Source organism: Protaetiibacter mangrovi (genome assembly GCF_024752305.1).
GTDB lineage: Bacteria > Actinomycetota > Actinomycetes > Actinomycetales > Microbacteriaceae > Homoserinibacter > Homoserinibacter mangrovi.
Genome location: NZ_JANTHX010000007.1, coordinates 346,393 through 363,009, shown reverse-complemented (window position 1 = coordinate 363,009; position 16,617 = coordinate 346,393). Strand labels below are relative to the sequence as shown.

The 16,617-nt window shown below is 71.2% G+C and carries 15 protein-coding genes; 6 read left to right on the top strand and 9 right to left on the bottom strand.

Annotated features, from left to right (window positions below):
- Window positions 1–163: 163 nt before the first annotated feature.
- The gene (locus tag NUH29_RS09395) at window positions 164–1,159 is read left to right on the top strand and encodes a TIGR00341 family protein (RefSeq protein ID WP_258798835.1); all 996 of its coding nucleotides are present in this window, start codon (window positions 164–166) and stop codon (window positions 1,157–1,159) included.
- Here NUH29_RS09395 and NUH29_RS09390 read toward each other — a convergent pair.
- The 3 genes from NUH29_RS09390 to upp form a co-directional block, all read right to left on the bottom strand.
- Window positions 1,128–7,124 carry a DUF5979 domain-containing protein gene (locus tag NUH29_RS09390; RefSeq protein ID WP_258798834.1) on the bottom strand — a complete coding sequence of 1,999 codons (5,997 nt, stop codon included), beginning with the start codon at window positions 7,122–7,124 and terminating at the stop codon, window positions 1,128–1,130. The genes NUH29_RS09395 and NUH29_RS09390 overlap by 32 nt on opposite strands.
- Window positions 7,125–7,219: 95 nt before the next feature.
- On the bottom strand, window positions 7,220–7,939 hold the full coding sequence (locus NUH29_RS09385; RefSeq protein WP_258798833.1) for a winged helix-turn-helix domain-containing protein: 720 nt from the start codon (window positions 7,937–7,939) through the stop codon (window positions 7,220–7,222).
- Window positions 7,940–8,263: 324 nt separating this feature from the next.
- Window positions 8,264–8,896, bottom strand: a complete 633-nt coding sequence (gene upp, locus NUH29_RS09380; protein WP_258798832.1) for a uracil phosphoribosyltransferase — start codon at window positions 8,894–8,896, stop codon at window positions 8,264–8,266.
- Window positions 8,897–8,908: 12 nt separating this feature from the next.
- Between upp and NUH29_RS09375 the strand changes: the two genes are divergently transcribed.
- Window positions 8,909–9,379, top strand: coding sequence for a nucleoside deaminase (locus NUH29_RS09375; protein ID WP_258798830.1), 471 nt, complete (start codon window positions 8,909–8,911; stop codon window positions 9,377–9,379).
- Window positions 9,380–9,458: 79 nt separating this feature from the next.
- Here the strand turns inward: NUH29_RS09375 and NUH29_RS09370 are convergent, their stop codons facing one another.
- Both NUH29_RS09370 and NUH29_RS09365 read right to left on the bottom strand, forming a co-directional pair.
- A complete protein-coding gene (locus tag NUH29_RS09370; RefSeq protein WP_258798828.1) occupies window positions 9,459–9,812 on the bottom strand; it encodes a hypothetical protein in 354 nt (117 codons plus the stop codon).
- 20 nt (window positions 9,813–9,832) lie between these two features.
- Complete coding sequence (locus tag NUH29_RS09365) at window positions 9,833–10,792, bottom strand: cation diffusion facilitator family transporter (RefSeq protein ID WP_258798826.1); 960 nt, start codon at window positions 10,790–10,792, stop codon at window positions 9,833–9,835.
- A gap of 23 nt (window positions 10,793–10,815) precedes the next feature.
- Between NUH29_RS09365 and proC the strand changes: the two genes are divergently transcribed.
- Window positions 10,816–11,637 (top strand): pyrroline-5-carboxylate reductase, encoded by an 822-nt coding sequence (gene proC / locus NUH29_RS09360; protein WP_258798825.1) that lies wholly within the window; start codon window positions 10,816–10,818, stop codon window positions 11,635–11,637.
- Between the two features lie 4 nt (window positions 11,638–11,641).
- Here proC and NUH29_RS09355 read toward each other — a convergent pair whose 3' ends face one another.
- Window positions 11,642–12,313: a potassium channel family protein gene (locus tag NUH29_RS09355; RefSeq protein WP_258798824.1), complete on the bottom strand. Its 672-nt coding sequence runs from the start codon at window positions 12,311–12,313 to the stop codon at window positions 11,642–11,644.
- Window positions 12,306–13,730 (bottom strand): TrkH family potassium uptake protein, encoded by a 1,425-nt coding sequence (locus NUH29_RS09350; protein WP_258798823.1) that lies wholly within the window; start codon window positions 13,728–13,730, stop codon window positions 12,306–12,308. The genes NUH29_RS09355 and NUH29_RS09350 overlap by 8 nt, the downstream gene beginning before the upstream one ends.
- 70 nt (window positions 13,731–13,800) lie before the next feature.
- Here NUH29_RS09350 and NUH29_RS09345 point away from each other — a divergent pair, with 70 nt between their 5' ends.
- Window positions 13,801–14,256: an ArsR/SmtB family transcription factor gene (locus NUH29_RS09345; protein ID WP_258798822.1), complete on the top strand. Its 456-nt coding sequence runs from the start codon at window positions 13,801–13,803 to the stop codon at window positions 14,254–14,256.
- Window positions 14,257–14,262: 6 nt separating this feature from the next.
- Here the strand turns inward: NUH29_RS09345 and NUH29_RS09340 are convergent, their stop codons facing one another.
- Window positions 14,263–15,300 (bottom strand): FUSC family protein, encoded by a 1,038-nt coding sequence (locus NUH29_RS09340; protein ID WP_258798821.1) that lies wholly within the window; start codon window positions 15,298–15,300, stop codon window positions 14,263–14,265.
- A 129-nt stretch (window positions 15,301–15,429) separates the two neighbouring features.
- Between NUH29_RS09340 and NUH29_RS09335 the strand changes: the two genes are divergently transcribed.
- Window positions 15,430–15,630: a helix-turn-helix domain-containing protein gene (locus tag NUH29_RS09335; RefSeq protein ID WP_258798820.1), complete on the top strand. Its 201-nt coding sequence runs from the start codon at window positions 15,430–15,432 to the stop codon at window positions 15,628–15,630.
- 74 nt (window positions 15,631–15,704) lie between these two features.
- Window positions 15,705–15,803, top strand: a complete 99-nt coding sequence (locus NUH29_RS09330; RefSeq protein WP_003792170.1) for a 30S ribosomal protein bS22 — start codon at window positions 15,705–15,707, stop codon at window positions 15,801–15,803.
- 15 nt (window positions 15,804–15,818) lie between these two features.
- Here the strand turns inward: NUH29_RS09330 and NUH29_RS09325 are convergent, their stop codons facing one another.
- The gene (locus NUH29_RS09325; protein WP_258798819.1) at window positions 15,819–16,598 is read right to left on the bottom strand and encodes an HAD family hydrolase; all 780 of its coding nucleotides are present in this window, start codon (window positions 16,596–16,598) and stop codon (window positions 15,819–15,821) included.
- Window positions 16,599–16,617: the final 19 nt, after the last annotated feature.

Below are 16,617 nucleotides of genomic sequence, written 5' to 3'. Positions count from 1 at the left end.
TCCTCTCGAGGAGCGGCGGCGGACACCGTCGGCGGGCATGCGCCCACAGGGGAGAGGAGGCCCGGGAGCCGTCGGTGATACCGGGTCGCGTCGATCTTGCCGCCCGGTTCGGGCGGGCCCTACTCTGCACACAGGAGCGGTGCGCAGCCGAGGGAGGGCGGAGATGTCGCGGTTGACCCAGGCCCTCATCCCGCCGTCGCAGCGTCAGACGGCCGAGGATCTGCACGACGCGCTCGACCTCAGCCGCGGCGACGTGGTGCGCAAGCGCGGCGCGTTCTTCATCATGCTGGTGCTGTCCGGCGTTATCGCGATCTGCGGCGTCATCGCCGACTCGACGGCGACGGTCATCGGCGCGATGATCATCGCCCCGCTCGCCACGCCGATCCAGGGCATGGGCTTCGGCATCGTCACCGGGCATCCGCGTCTCGTGCTGCGCAGCTTCCTCTGGATGGTCGCCGGGGTGGCGATCGTCATCGTGCTCGGCACCCTGTTCTCCTCGATCGTGATCGACCCCGCATCGCTGACGACGAACTCGCAGATCACGGGGCGCACCTCGCCGCAGCTGCTCGACATGATCGCCGCCCTCGCGACCGGGTTCGCGGGCGCCTTCGCGATGTCGCGCCGGGATCTCAGCACCGTGCTGCCGGGGGTCGCGATCTCGATCTCGCTCGTGCCGCCGCTCGGGGTCGTCGGGGTGTGCGCCGGTCAGGGTGCGTTCGACCTCGCGTTCGGCGCGCTGCTGCTGTTCGCCCTCAACGCGCTGGCGATCGTGATCGCCGCGAGCATCGTGTTCACGGTCGCCGGCTACGCCCGCGAACCCAGCTCGATGCCCGCGCCGCGTCGCCGCCGGGCCTACCTGATCGTGGCCCTGCTGTCGCTCGTCGTGCTCGTGCCGCTCGTGCTCAACTCGATCGTGACGCTCGCCCTCGCCTCCTGGAACGCCCAGATCCGTGATGCGAGCGTCGCGTGGATCTCCACGAAGCAGGGCTCCCACGTCGACGACGTGCGGTGGGTCGGCCTCACGGCCACGGTCGACGTCGTGACGCCGGACGGCGACATCCCGCAGCTCGGCGACCTCTCGGCCGAGCTGAGCGACCTGCCCTCGTTCGTGAGCGTGGTGGTCGACGTCAGCATCGCGACCGAGCACCAGGTGCGCTGAGCCGCCTCCTCGTGGCGATCGCCAGCACTCCGAGTGCGGCGAGGCCGAGACCGAGCACCGCGAGCAGGTCGACGCCGTCGAGTCCGGTTCCGGCGAGGCCGCTGCCGTCGGGGTCCGGTCCGGGTGGGGGTCCGGGCGGCGGTCCAGGTGGGGCGGGGAAGGGGTAGCGGTTCTGCACGCGCGCGGTCTGCACGACCGGTGCGCTGCCCGACCCGTCGGATGCCGTGTCGACGGCGATCGTCGCCCCGTCGCCGAACCGCTCCTGCTCGCCATAGGTTCCGACGTCGCCGAGCTCCGACACCGTGCAGTCGGCGCCGAGGGGGATTCCGAGGATGTCGGTGCGCAGCCCGCCGCCTCGGCTGAGGGTGAGGGCACCGTCATCCGGAAGGGCGAGCGGCACCCCCGCGACGGTGCACTCGACCTGGAAGTCGAACTCGTCGGGCGCCTGGGCGAGGTCGCCGACGATGAGCTTCGTGACGCCGAGGTCGCCGGCGAGCAGCATGACACCCGCCTGCACGGGCGCCGACGAGAGGGGGCTCCCGACGAGCAGCTGGGCGGTCACCCCCGCCTGGTTCCACGCGATGCCCGGGTCGGTGTCGGGAACGTCGATCGGCGCGCCGTCGACGAGCGTGCTCGACGCGGGCTCGTTCACCGTGCGGTACCGCAGCTCGACGCTGTCGCCGGGGGCGAGGGGGATGCGCTGGAAGACGATCGTCACCCGGATCGCGGTGATCGCCTCCGGATCACCCGTGTACCCGGACAGCGTCTCCCACACGGCGGTGGTGTCGCAGGTCGGGTCGCTCAGCCACACGGATCCGGGGGCGGCCCCCGTGCAGGGGTCGGCGCTCGTCGTGACCTCGGTGGTGATGTCGAGTCCCACGATCGGACGCACGGTGATCGAGTCGGTCACGAGCACCGGGTGGTACTCCGACAGCCGCGCGCTGCCGGTCGCCAGCATCCGGTCGCCCGGTCGGGGCAGCGGGTCGACGATGGTGACGGCCGAGTAGTCGATCGTGCCCGCGTTCACCACCGAGAACTTCCACTCGTCCTCCGCGCCGACGGCGGAGTACGAGGCGCACGGCAGGCGGGTGAAGCCCTCGGAGTCGACCGCGCACCCGGCGCTCGGGTCGGACGGGTTCGCCTCGCCGTCGACGACCGCGCCGTCGACGTCGCCGTTCACGTACTTGGCCGCGTACAGGGCCCCGCCCGGGTTCGGTTGCACGAAGTTCGAGGTGCCGCACTGGTCGGTTGCGAGTCCGGTGAGCAGTCCCTGGGCGTTGCCGGAGGTGTTGGTGCAGTCGTCGAGGGGGTCGGCCGAGTCCACGAGGAAGTCGTTGACCGCCGACTGGCCCGCGGAGAGGCCCGGCAGCAGTGTCAGCGCGATCGTGATCGTGAAGGTCTCGCCGGGCGACATCCGGTTCGCGCCCGCGGGCCAGGTGAAGGTCAGCGTCTTCCCGTCGGGCGAGCTCGACAGCGACACCGCGGTGCCGAGGGTGCCTCCCGCGCTCGTCGCGTAGCTCGGGGGCGTGCCGTCCCATTCGAGCGCGGCGGGAAGCCGGTCGACGACCTCGTCGATCGTCACGAAGCCGGTGCCCGTGTCGGTGAACTCGAGTGTCCAGTCTCCCGTCGACCCGACCGCCACATTGTGGCCCGACCCGGGCTGGGTCTTGACGACGTCGAGGCCGCGCGTGCCGGGGTCGAGCACGATGCCGTCGTCGGCCTCGGCGGTGGCGGTGCTGAACAGGCCGTCGGTGCGTTCGCTCGCCGCGGTGACGGTGTCGTCGAGCTGCCCGGGGAACGGGAGCGGGGTGCCGTCGCGCTGGGTGCCGAGCAGGGTCACGGTGAAGCCGGCGGCGGCGCTCCACGGCGCCGCGGGTGCGGTGTGCGAGAACACGTCGCCGTCCGTGCGGTCGAACACGAACCGCACACCCCGGACGCTGTCGGGCGGCACCGGGGGCAGCACCGGTGTCGCGCCCGCGACCCCCGGGATCCACACCCCCGCGACGAGCACGTCGACGCGCACCTGATCGGCGCCCGCGGGGAGGGTGGCGATCAGTGCGGGGTCGTCGGCGAGCCGCACCCCGTTCCAGAACGCCGGGTCGTCGTCGGTCAGGGTCACCGATTGCGGCGCGGCGGTCGCCGTCCCGGAGTCGGCGGTGAGCGCCACATCGGGATCGGTCGTCGGCGCGTCGACCTCGAGCACCGAGTCCGGCGTGATGCTCTTCCCGGCGACGACGTCCAGTCGAGCGTCCGTGAGGGTGACGGTGGCGTCGCCGGAGGCGTACGGAGCGGACGCCGGGTCGTCGGGGTCGGGGGCGAGCACGGGGTCGTATGCCTGACTCTGGGCGATGTTGCGCACGTCGCTCGCGACCACGTCGAGTCCCGTGCTGCGGGCGGTCGCGCGCAGACGGGTGTTCAGCACCAGCCGCAGCTCGTTGCCCTGGCTGAGCGAGCCGCCATCGGTCTCCGGCGATCCCCCCTGATACACGACGCTGACCCCGACCACGTCGGCGAGCTCGGCCTCGCCGAGCGCCGTCACGGCGTCGATCGACATGCTCGTCGTCGAGAGCACGCCCGCGGCGGAGCGGTGCCACAGCGTGACGGTCGAGGCCGACGTCGAGACCTCGCTCGGGTCGTCGAACACGAAATGCACCAGCAGCAGGTCGAACTGCTCGAAGGGGTTCTCGGCGGCGACGTATGCGCGTCCCGCGAACGGATCCCCGTCCCAGTCGTCGGCCGGCATGACGCACTGGTCGAGGGAGCCCGGAGGACACGGTGTCGGGTCGGTGATCCGGATGTACGGCGCCCGCGCGGGGGAGGTGTTCTCGGCGAAGAGCCGATACGTCACCTGGGGGTAGTCGGCCGCCGGCACGTCGTCCGACTCGGGGATGGCGATCTCGGTCGGGTCGGCGACCTTGCGGACCGACACCCCGGGCAGCTCGTCGATCAGCGTGACCGAGTCGCGGTCGGCGTCCGACTGCATGCCGTCGACGGAATGGTCGGCGTCGATCCGCGCCGAGTTCCAGATGACGTTCGGATCGAGCCCGTTGTAGCCGTGCTTCGCCGTCACCCACGGATCGTTCGGGTTGGTCGGCGCGGTCGCGACCACGCGCACGGTGTTGCGCAGCTGCCAGGTGAGGTCGATCGGGCGCTGCACCCCGCCCGGCGAGGAGGCGACCCCCTCACCGGGGGCGGGCGCCGTCGGATCGGTGGAACCCACGCGGGCCGCGTCGTCCGGCAGGATCGTGATGCGCACCCCCGTGGTGTCGGCGGTCTCCTCCGGCAGCAGTGCGTAGCCGACGAAGCCGCTCGCGTCCATCCAGCTGCCGGGCGGGGTCACCGTCACCCAGGCGCCGGAGCGGAACAGCTCGACAGCAGTCACCTGGTCCCACTGCAGACGCGGGTCCTGGGCGAAGCTGATCGGATCGATCGACAGCAGGTCGAAGGCCTGGAAGGTCGTCGAGGCCGCGCCATCCGGATCCGCTCCCGGCGCCGTCGCCGGATCGGTCACCACGACGCTGTCGAAGCCGGGTCGCGGCACGTACCAGCCCAGTCGCGTGGTGGCCGTGTCGCCCGATTGCGAGACCAGGGCGTCGAGGTCGCTGGTGTGATCAGCCGCCTCCACCCAGCGCTTCGTGATGACGGGGCCGTCTCCTGATCCGGTCGTGATCTCGATCTGCGCGTCGTCGGATGCCTGGCGGTCTCCGCTCTCGATGGGGTCGTCGATGCCGCTGACGACCGCCGAGGCGTCGGCGTGGGCCCAGTCGAGGTACGGCGTCGCGAGGCCGTCGTCGGCGGTGTCGGTGGGTCCCGTGCCGTCGCGGAGGGTGTCACGTGCCACGAATCCGATGTTCGGCTGCACGGACTGGCCCTGCGCGAACCCGCTCGGGTCGTCGAAGGTGAAGCGGATGCCGACGACGTCGGAGGTCGCCGTCGGTGCCAGCGCGGCGACCAGCTCGGCGTGGCTCATCGTGTAGATGAACGCGGAGCTCTGCGGGGGCACGACCACGAGGGTCAACCAGCTCGGGTCGCCGTCGACCTGGTACTCGATCGTCAACGTCGTGTTCGCCGGCACCTGGGTCGCGGCGATGGAGTACAGGTCGAAGCCGTTCCAGAACGCGTTGGGGTCACCCGTGCCGGAGTCACCCGAACCCCAGCTGTCCTCCACGACGATGGTGGTGGGATTCACATCCGCGGCCCCCGTGCCGGTCGTCGCGGTGATGGTGGCGAGCACGTTGCCGCCCGGCTCGACCGCCGAACTGGGGCTCAGCTGCTTCGCGAGGTTCAGATCGACCTCGGGGAAGACGACGTCGAGGGTCGCGGGCGCGACCTGGGTGTCGGTTCCGGCGGCATTCGTCGCGGATGCCGACAGGGCGTTGACCCGGCTGTCGGTCGGATCGCCGAGCGAGACGAGTTCGGTCGACGGGGTGACCTCGGCGGGAATGGTCGCGACGACCCCGGGCGCGAAGTCGCCCGTGAAGGTGACCGTGAAACCGGTGACCGTCCCGGCGGGCGGCGTGGGTGCGGTGCCGCAGATGAAGGCGGCGGGCGCCTGATCGACGCCCCCGATCTGCCAGGAGATCGTCGGGGAGGCGCTCACCACAGCCGGGCAGTCGATGCCGCCGGGGAACCCCGTGAAGAGGTAGTCGTCGTCGAAGAACCCGACGTCGACGAGCGTGAGCGTGTCGACGGGTCCGTTGGAGGCGTTGGTCGCGGTGAGTGTCGCCGTGCTCGGGGAGCCCGCCGGCACGGTCGACGGGGCGAAGCTCTTCCCGGGGGTGACGGCGACCGTGAGGGGCGTGATCTCGAACGGTGCCGTCCAGTCGTCGGTCACCGGCGGCTCCCCGTCGAAGACGAGCGTGCCCGATATCTCGTTCGTCATGCTGGTGCCGGTGACGAGCGACGAGGCGTCGTCGCGGTCGGTGGCGCGTTGGGCGACCTGGATCGGCACCGTGACGCTCGCATCCGGGGCGATGCCGGTCTCGTAGACGAGGCGGATCCCGCCGACATCCGCCGGGTCGGCGACGCTCGTCGGAAGGGTCGGCGTCGTGGCGGGCGCGCCGTCGGTCGTCCAGTTCCATGTCGCGCCGTCGAACACGTAGGCCTGAACCGTCACCGTGGTCGCGTCGGGAGGGAGGCTGCTCGCGCCGAACCCCGTGAAGTCGACGATCCGGAACGGGTTCGAGGCGTCGAGGGCGGCTGCGCCGTCGGGCGCCGTCGCCGGTTCCTGGATCACGAGCTGTTCGGCCGCGATGTTGGAGGCGTTGCCCGAGGTCACGGTGATCGTCGACGGCTCACCGGGGTCGAACTGCTGGCTCGCGGGCTCCCACAGCTTGTCGCCCGTGATCGCGGTCTCGATCGGCACGGTCACCCGCACCTGGGCCGGATCGGCGAGAGGGGGGACGACACCGTCGGGCGGGTTGTCCCACGTGACGGAGGCGGTGTTGGTGAGCAGCGCCCCGTTGGCCGGCCAGTCGGGGCTGAGGTCGTCGGGCACGTGCAGGGTGATCGACAGCACGCCCGCGCCGATCGGCAGGCCGAGCACGCCGCCGCCCAGGTCGGCGGTGAACTCGACGGTGGGGGCGCATCCGGCGACGACGGGGCCGGGCGCGACGCATCCGTCGGGGTCGAAGGTGAACGGGACCGTGTCGGGGTCGATGGAGTACGACACCAGGTCGAGCCCGACGAACTCGGCGGGCAGGGGGTCGCTGATCCGGGCGCCCTCGCACGGGGAGTCGGCGCACTGCACCGTGATCGTGAAGGTGAAGGAGTCACCCGGGCCGACGTCGGCGAGCTCGCCACCGTCCACCGCCTTCTGGATCGACATGCCCGCCGGGGCCGCCGATGCCGGCGCCGCGGGCACAGCGACCATGGCGGCGACCGCCAGCAGACCGCTGAGCGCGGCCGCGACGACGCGGCGCGCGCGGCCCTTCGGCGACCGATCGGACGTGGATGTCGTGGTCACGTGCTCCCCCCGACGAGGTGGACACATCCATCGGAAGTGTCCACCGGGAGGGGTGGGAGGGCGTCACCCGCCGCGGGTGGTCGTGACCGCGCGCGTCAGAACACGTCGGGCGACGGGGTCGATGCCCAGCGGATGGTGACATCCGCGTGCCGGTCGAAGCGGTACCCGGAGCCGCGTACGGTGCGCACGATGTCCTCGTAGGCGCCGAGCTTCGAGCGCAGCCGCCGCACGTGCACGTCGATGGTGCGCTCGTTCGGCACCTCCTCGGTGCCGTCCGACCAGAGCGTCGCGATGATCTCGTGGCGGTCGATCGTGCGGCCCTCGCGGAGCACGAGGAACTGCAGCAGCTCGAACTCCTTGTAGGTCAGCGGGGCGATCTCGCCGTCGAGCTGCACGCGCTTGCGCGAGATGTCGATCACGACACCGCCCTTCGGCTCCGGCGGCTCGGCGGGGGCGGCCGACTGGCGGTGCTTGGCGAGGGCTGCCGGATCCTGCAGGGCGAGCCGCACGACCTCGACGTCGCGACCGCCCGCACCGCGCGGGGCGAGGGCGACGGCGGCGTAGGTCTCGGCATCCGGCACGAGGTCGGCGATGGTGCGCTTGAGCGCCTCGACGAGCTGGGGGAGCGAGACGCCGGAGGTGGCGGCGGTCAGCTCGTCGACGCCCACGTAGAGGGCGAAGCCGCGGGCCTCGGTGCCCTCGGGCACCGCGCGGATGCGGGGGCGTTCGGCCTCGGGCGCCGGCTGCGAGACGGCGCGCGTGGCGGGGTAGGGACGGGTCGGGGGGCGGAGGGTGTCGAGGGTGGCGAGAGACATGTCGTCGAATCCTTGCGAGGTGTCGGCGGCCGCGTCATCGAGGGGAGCGGCGGGCCGGGAGCTGTCGAAGCGGGAGGCGTCATCCGGGGACGGACGTCCGGATTCCGGGGAGTTCACCATGGGTCAACTCGGGCGCGAGGTGGCCTTACGCACACATTCGACAACACATGACCGTGCGCACCGGCATCATCATGCCGGCGTTCCCGAAGGCCTCGACGGAGGTCGTGGGGCGCGCGTGAACGGTCATGGGGGCAAGTCTGGGTGAGAGTTACGCCGTGTGTCAACCAGGCGGGGCGCCGACGTAACACAACACGTAACACAGGCTCATACGAGGCCGTAGAGGCGATCGCCGGCGTCGCCGAGGCCCGGCACGATGTAGCCCTTCTCGTTGAGCTTCTCGTCGAGCGCGCCGACGACGATCGTCACCTCGCGGCCCTCCGTCGCCTTCCGCACCGCCTCGATGCCCTCGGGGGCGGCGATGAGGCACACCGCGGTCACGTCGACGGCGCCGCGCTGGAACAGGAACTCGATCGCCGCGCCGAGCGAACCGCCGGTCGCGAGCATGGGGTCGAGGATGAAGCACTGTCGGTTCGAGAGGTCGTCGGGCAGGCGCTCGGCGTAGGTGGTGGGCTGCAGCGTCTCCTCGTCGCGGACCATGCCGAGGAAGCCGACCTCGGCGGTCGGCACGAGCTTGACCATGCCCTCCAGCATCCCGAGGCCGGCGCGCAGGATCGGCACCACGAGGGGGCGCGGGGTCGCGATCGCCAGGCCCTTCGCCTCGGCGACCGGCGTCTGCACGGTCACCTCGGTGGTGCGCACGTTGCGGGTGGCCTCGTACGCGAGCAGCGTGACGAGCTCCTCGGCGAGCGAGCGGAACACCGGCGACGGGGTGCGCTCGTCGCGCAGCACGGTGAGCTTGTGGGTGATGAGCGGATGGTCGGCGACGTGCACTCGCATAGGCTTCAATCTATGCCCTCAGGCGCCGATGAGGAGGCCATGCGCCTCGCGCTCGCCGAGGCGGAGCTCGCCCTCGCATCCGGGGATGTTCCGGTCGGCGCGGTGCTGCTCGACCGGGACGGATCGGTGCTCGCGCACGGCCGCAACGAGCGCGAGAAGCACGGCGACCCGACGGCTCACGCCGAGGTCGTCGCGATCCGGCGGGCCGCCGAGACCCGGGGCGACTGGCACCTCGACGGCACGACCCTCGTGGTGACGCTCGAGCCCTGCGTGATGTGCGCCGGTGCGATCCTGGCCGCGCGCATCCCGCGTGTCGTCTTCGGCGCCTGGGACGAGAAGGCCGGGGCCGCCGGCAGCGTGCACGACCTGCTGCGCGACCGCCGCCTGCCCGCCCGCGCCGAGGTGGTGCCGGGCGTGCTCGAGGCCGAGTCCGCCGCCCTCCTCACCCGCTTCTTCGAGGACGCCCGAGCCTCCGAGCTCTGAGCCCAGCCCCGAGAGTACGCACATCCGCGTACTCTCACCCGCGAAAGTACGCGGATGTGCGTACTCTCACGGAGTCGGGTCAGTGCCAGAAGACGGCGACCACCACGTTGACGATGGCGAGGCCGCCTGCGGTGTGGAACCACGGCTTCACCCGTCCGCCGCGACGCTGCGCCACGAACGCGAGGATCGCGGCCACCAGCACGACGAGCGCGATCACGAGCTTCACGGTGATCTTGATCATGTTCAGGTCGTGGTCGCCGGCCTGGGCGACGCCCACGAGCCCCACGCCCGACACCACCTGGGTGATCGCGCCCGCCAGGATCACGCCGACCGCGAAGCCGTCGTCCTTGCGCATCTGCACGAAGAAGGTGCCGATCACGGCCGCGAGACCCAGCATGTGGGCCGTGAACAGGATGCTGTGCAGGATGTCCATCGTTGCTCCTCCCGCGGAGCTCAGTCCGCGCTCTTGATGACGATCGCGTCGGTGGGCGGGTTCTCGCCGTGGGCGACGTAGATGTCGGGCTCGAGGTAGATCACCCGGGCCGCCGGAACCGCCGCGCGCACATCCGCCTCGATCGCGTCGATCGCCGCCGCGACCTCGACCGCACGGGCCGCCTTCGGAACCGCGATCTTCGCGGCGACCATGAGCTCCTCCGGCCCGAGGTAGAGGGTCTTCATGTGGATGACGGCCTCGACGAGGGGGTGGTCGTTCAGCGCGGCCAGGATCTTCGCGTGGTCGTCGGGGGTGGCGCCCTCGCCGACGAGCAGGCTCTTGGTCTCCACGCCGAGGATGATCGCGACGAGCACCAGCAGCACGCCGATCGCGATCGTGCCGATGCCGTCCCAGACGTTGTCGCCCGTGAGGATCGTGAGGCCGACGCCGATGAGCGCGAACACGAGCCCGGTGAGCGCCGCCACATCCTCCAGCAGCACCACCGGCAGCTCGGGCTGCTTCGCGCGTCGCACGAACTGCACCCAGCTCTGCCTGCCGCGGAGCGGATTCGACTCCTTCACCGCGGTGCGCAGCGAGAAGCCCTCGAGGAAGATCGCGATCACGAGCACCAGGATCGGCAGCCAGGCGTTCTCGAGCGGATGCGGGTGCGTCAGCTTCTCGACGCCCTCGTAGATCGAGAACACGCCGCCGACCGAGAACAGGATGATCGAGACGACGAAGGCGTACACGTAGCGCTCGCGGCCGTAGCCGAACGGGTGCTCGGCATCCGCGGACTTCTTGGCCTTGCGCCCGCCGAGCAGCAGCAGCAGCTGGTTGCCCGAGTCGGCGACCGAGTGCACCCCCTCGGCCAGCATCGAGCTGGAGCCGGAGAAGAACCACGCGACGAACTTCGTGATCGCGATGCCCAGGTTCGCCAGGAATGCCGCGATGATCGCCTTCGTACCGCCGGACGCGCTCATGCCTCGATTCTAGGATGAGGGCCATGACCACCCTCCCGCCCCTCGCCGTGCTGGGCGCCGGTTCGATGGCGGGAGCCATCGTGCGCGGCCTGATCGCCTCGGGTGTCGACCCCGCGTCCGTCGCCGTCAGCACGCGCAGCGCCGCGTCCGCGGCGGCCTGGCGGGCCGAGGGGGTGCGCGCCGAGTCGCTGGAGGAGAACCCGCACGCCAACGCGGGCGTCGTGGGCGGTGCGGGCGCGGTGCTGCTCGGCGTCAAGCCCGCCATGGTCGTCGACACCCTGCGCGAGATCGCCGGCGCCCTCGACGCGCGCGCCGTCGTCGTGAGCGTCGCGGCGGGCATCACGACGGCGACGATGGAGGGCGTCGTGCCGAACCCCGTCGTGCGCACGATGCCCAACACCCCCGCGCTCGTGCGCCGCGCGGTCACGGGCGTGGTCGCGGGTTCGCGGGCGGGCGACGCGGAGCTCGCGATCGCCCGGGCGATCTTCCAGGCCGTCGGAACGGTCGTGGAGCTGCCCGAGGAGCGGATCGACGCCCTGTCGGCGATCTCCGGATCCGGTCCCGCGACGTTCTACTACCTCACCGAGCAGCTCACCGAGACGGCCGAGCGGCTCGGGTTCACGCGGGAGGAGGCGCGTCTTCTCGCCGAGCAGACGCTCGTCGGATCGGCCGAGCTGCTCGCCGCGACCGGGGAGGAGCCCGCCGAGCTTCGGCGCCGGGTGACGAGCCCCAAGGGCACCACCGAGCGCCTCATCGCCGTGCTCGACGAGGCGCGGCTCGCCGACGTCTTCGAGCGCGCCGCCGAGGCGGCCATCGCCCGCGCCCGCGAGATGGCGCGCGGCTGAGCGGTTAGGACTGCAGCGACGCGAACTTCTCGAGGTCGGCGGTGGAGCCCGACGCGATGATGAGGTCGTGGTTCGAGATCATCGTCTCGGGCGTGGCGTAGGTGAAGTCCTTGCCCGGGCTCTTCACCCCGACCACCGTGATGCCGTAGCGCTGGCGCACGTGCGACTCGGCGAGGCTGAGGCCGCGGATGGGCTTCGGCGGGTACATCTTCACGATCGCGAAGCCGTCGTCGAACTCGATGAAGTCGATCATGCGCCCCGACACCAGGTGCGCGACCCGCTCGCCCGCCTCCGCCTCCGGGTAGATCACGTGGTTGGCGCCGATCCGGCTGAGGATCTTGCCGTGCGACTGGCTGATCGCCTTCGCCCAGATCTGCGGCACCTTCAGGTCGACGAGGTTCGCGGTGATGAGCACGCTCGCCTCGATCGAGCTGCCGACCGCGACCACCGCGATCTGGAAGTCCTCGGCGCCGATCTGGCGCAGCGCGTCGATCGATCGCGCGTCCGCCTGCACGGCGTGGGTGACCCGCTCGGCCCACTTCTGCACGAGGCCCATGTCCTCGTCGACCGCCAGCACCTCGCGGTCGAGCCGCTGCAGCTGCCCCGCGGTGGCGGCGCCGAACCGGCCGAGCCCGATCACGAGAACGGGTGCGTCGTGGGCGATCTTCTCAACCAACGATGGGCCTCTCCTCCGGGCGGCGGAACAGCTGCCGCCGCGTGGACGCCGCGAGCGCCGCGGCGAGTGTCACTGTACCGATGCGTCCGAAGAACATGGTCGCGGCCAGCACGTATTGCGCGGGGTCGCTCGCGCTCTGCGTGAACCCGGAGCTCAGGCCGCAGGTCGCGAAGGCGCTGATCACGTCGAACAGCACGTAGTCGAGCCGCTCGTCGTCGTTGATGAGCAGGATCGCGATGCTCGAGGCCGCCACGATCGTCGCGCCCCAGAGCACCACGGAGACGGCGAGGCGCAGCACATCCGACGGGATGCGGCGCCCGTAGGCCTCGAGGTCGTCGTTGCCGCGCGCCTCGGCGAACGCGGCGAGGAACAGGATCGCGAGGGTCGTCACCTTGATGCCGCCCGCGGTGGATGCCGAACCGCCGCCCACGAACATCAGCATGTCGGTCACGAGCAGGCTCGAGCCGTCGAGCGAGGGGATGTCGATGGTCGAGAATCCGCCCGAGCGCGCCATCGCCGACAGGAAGAACGACTGCAGCACCCGTTGCCCGGGGTCCATCGCGCCCATGGTCGCCGGGTTGAAGAACTCGAGCAGGAAGTAGGCGAGCGCACCCCCGACGAGAAGCAGCGCGAAGGTCACGAGCGTGAGCTTCGTGTGCAGCGACCAGCGGCGCGGATGCAGGCTGCGGCGCAGCGTGTAGATCACCGGGAAGCCGATCGCGCCGAGGATCACCGACACCATGATCGTGATCAGGAACCACGGGTCGCCCGAGAACGGACCGAGGCCCTCGCTCGTCGGGGTGAACCCGGTGTTCGTGAACGACATCGCCGACCAGTAGAAGGAGTGCAGCACGGCGGTGCCCGGATCCTCCCCGGCGAGCAGCAGGCGCGGGAAGAGCACCGCGGCCACGATGAGCTCGATCACGATGACGCTCGTGGCGACCGTGAGCAGCAGACCGCCGGTCTCGCCGAGGCGCACCGCCTGCCCCTCCGCGACCGGGCCGCGGTGGATGCGCAGCGGGTTCGCATCGCCCGCCGCGATGAGCTTCTGCCGCAGGCCGAGGCGGCGGCTGATCACCAGGCCGAGGATCGAGGCGAGCGTCAGCACGCCGATGCCGCCCACCTCGACGCCGACGAAGATCACGACGTGCCCGAACGGCGACCAGAAGCTCGCCATGTCGACCGTCGTGAGCCCCGTGACGCAGATCACCGACACCGCGGTGAAGAGCGCGTCGACGAAGGGCGCGCGCTCGCCGGTCGCCGTCGAGATCGGCAGCGAGAGCAGCAGCGTGAAGGTGCCGACGAGGATGGCGAAGACCGTGATGGCGAAGCGCGCCGGCGTCAGGGTGGCGAAGTCGCCGATCCCGTCGACGATGCGCGCTCCGAGAGGTTCGCGCTGCACCGGCTTGGTGCGCATCCGTCCCCCTCAGCTCGTCCGCCGGATCCGGGTCATGGTACTCCCCGGGTCGCCTGGCTAGTCTGTCGGAATGGCCGACATCTTCGACGTCCTGGCGGACGGTACTCGCCGTGAGATCCTCCGGCAGCTGCTCGAGAGCCGCGGCGAGCTCGCCGTCGGCGATCTCGTGACCGAGCTCGGCATCGCCCAGCCCACGGTGTCGAAGCACCTGAAGGTGCTGCGCGAGCACGGTCTGGTCGGCGTGCGCGAGGAGGGACAGCACCGCTACTACCACCTCGACGCGAGCCCGCTCGAGGAGATCGAGGTGTGGCTGGAGCCGTTCACCGACTTCACCGTCGGCACCGACGAGAACGGTGCGACCACCGTCTACGCCGCGTGGGCGGGCGCCGAGTTCGGCGACCGGCTGGGCCGCACGGCCGCCGAGACGGCGAACGTCGCCCGCGTCGCGTTCGAGACGGCGCAGGAGAAGATCGAGGGCGCCCGCGCCCGGGTCAGCGAGAAGCTGCCGAAGCTCCGCAAGAGCTGAGCGCGCTCAGTCCGCCGACTCCGCGAGCGTCTCGTGGATGCGGCGGAGGTCCTCGAGGAGCGACCCGACGAGGATCCAGTGCCCCGACGACGGCGCGCCGATCACGAGCGGCGAGGTGAGCGCGGGGATCGACTGGGTCGGCGGGTCGCCCGGCTCCGCGCTCGTGCGTCGCATCACCCGGCGCACGTCGTGGGCGGCGCGACGCAGCTGCTCGGCGATCGCCCGCACGGTGGGCTCCTCGGCCAGGCCCGTGTCGTAGCGGTCGTAGACCGCCCGCGTCATTCCGATCACCTGGGTCACGATCGGGCCGAGCCGGGCGAGCGTCGCCTCGAGCCGCCGCAGCTCCTCGCGGCGTCGCCGGGCCCGCGGGTTGAGCGTGAGGGATTCGGCGGCGGATGCGATCGCGTCGGTCGCGGTCTGCACCATCGGTCGCATGAGCCGCGCCGTGAGCATGAGCTCCTCGAGCTGGGCGGGGGTCTGCCGTTCGCCGAGGGCGGTCGCGAGGCGGTCGAGCGAGGCGGCCACCTCGCCGCCCAGCGCGTCGACCGTGCGCTGTGCGGGCGCGAGCGCGACGGGCGGCACGAACGCGAGGTTCACGATGAACCCGATGACCGCGCCGATCACCGTCTCGAGCACGCGGTCGAGCGCGTAGTCGGGGGTCGCGGCCCCGAGGGCGAGCACGAGCAGCGCGCTGATGGCGACCTGGTTCGAGGTGCCCGTCGTCATGCGCAGCGCCCAGGCGACCGCGAGCGCGGCGACGACGGCGACGAGCACGACCCACGTCGCCTGTCCGAAGGCGAGGGCCAGGGCCGAGGCGATGACGACGCCGGCGACGACGCCCACCGAGCGCTCGATCGCCTTGGCGACCGACTGGTTGAGGCTCGGCTGCACGACGAGCAGCGCCGCGATCGCGGCGAAGACGGGCAACGGACCCGGGATCAGCCATCCGGCCACCAGCCAGGCGACGATGGTCGCGACCGCCGACTTCGCGACCTGCAGCCACGGCTGGCGGCGCGAGGCGCGGAACGTCGCGAGCACCCTCATGCCTCCAGCGTCCCACGCCCGGATGCACGGCCGGCCGGGTCCTGGACACGGGATCGCCCGAACCTCTACTCTGTGGCAGAGCACTCCTGCCACAGGAGTCACACCACCCACACAGCTATCGAGGCGGACATGGCACGCGATCTCTCCGACGTGCGCTTCCTGACGGTCCAGGAGGTCGCCGACATGATGCGCGTCTCCTCGATGACCGTGTACCGCCTCGTGCACTCGGGAGAGCTGCCGGCCGTGCGCTTCGGGCGCTCGTACCGCATCCCCGAGTCGGCGGTGGCGGGCGTCGTGGGCATCGCCGACCACGACATCCAGGCCGGCTGATAGAATCACCCGGTTAGGCTTCCCGCGGTTCGACACGGACCCGGTGGTCCGCTAGTCGAACGAATGAGGTGAACATGGGTTCCGTCATCAAGAAGCGCCGCAAGCGCATGGCGAAGAAGAAGCACCGCAAGCTTCTGCGCAAGACGCGTCACCAGCGTCGCAACAAGAAGTGACAGATGGCCCCGGGATCAGTCCCGGGGCTTCGTCTTTCCCCGGCCGACCTGCTTGGCCTCTCGGCGCACCACCTTCTGCTGCGCCTTGATGGACGCCGGGTCGAGCCGCATCGTCGGCCAGCCCTTCTCGGCGGCGTAGCGGGTGAGCCCCGCATCCGGGTTCACCGCGACGCGGTTGCCGACGAGCTCGAGCAGCGGGATGTCGTTGCGGCTGTCCGAGTACGCCCAGGACGCGGCGAGGTCGGCCCCGAGCTCGTCGGCGAGGGCGCGTGCCGCGACGGCCTTGTGCTCCGCGTGCAGCACCGTGCCGATGAGCCGTCCCGTGTAGACGCCGTCCACCGCCTCGACCCGGGTGCCGAGGGCCCCGGTCAGACCCAGCTTGGTCGCGATGAGCTGCCCGACCTCGATCGGGGTCGCCGAGACGAGCCACACCTGGTGGCCCTTCGCGAGGTGCTCGTGGGCGAGCGCCACCGTCTCGGGCCAGAGCCGCGGGCGGATGCGGTGCTCCCAGATCGACTCGGCCAGCCCCTGGATCTGCTCCTCGGTGTGCCCGGCGACGAGTCCCAGGGCCCGCTCCTTCGCGGTTCCCATGTGCTCGTGGTTCTCGCCGACCTTGATGAAGCGGCGCTGGTGCCAGCCGAACAGCAGGATGTCGCGCCAGCCGATGATGCCGCGCGCCCAGGCCTCGCGTCCCACGTGGAACACGCTCGTGCCGTGCATGAGCGTGTTGTCCACGTCGAAGAAGGCGATGACGGGGCGTTCGCTCGGGCTCGGGTGGTGCGGGTCCTCGGGCATGACCCCCATAGTCTAGGTG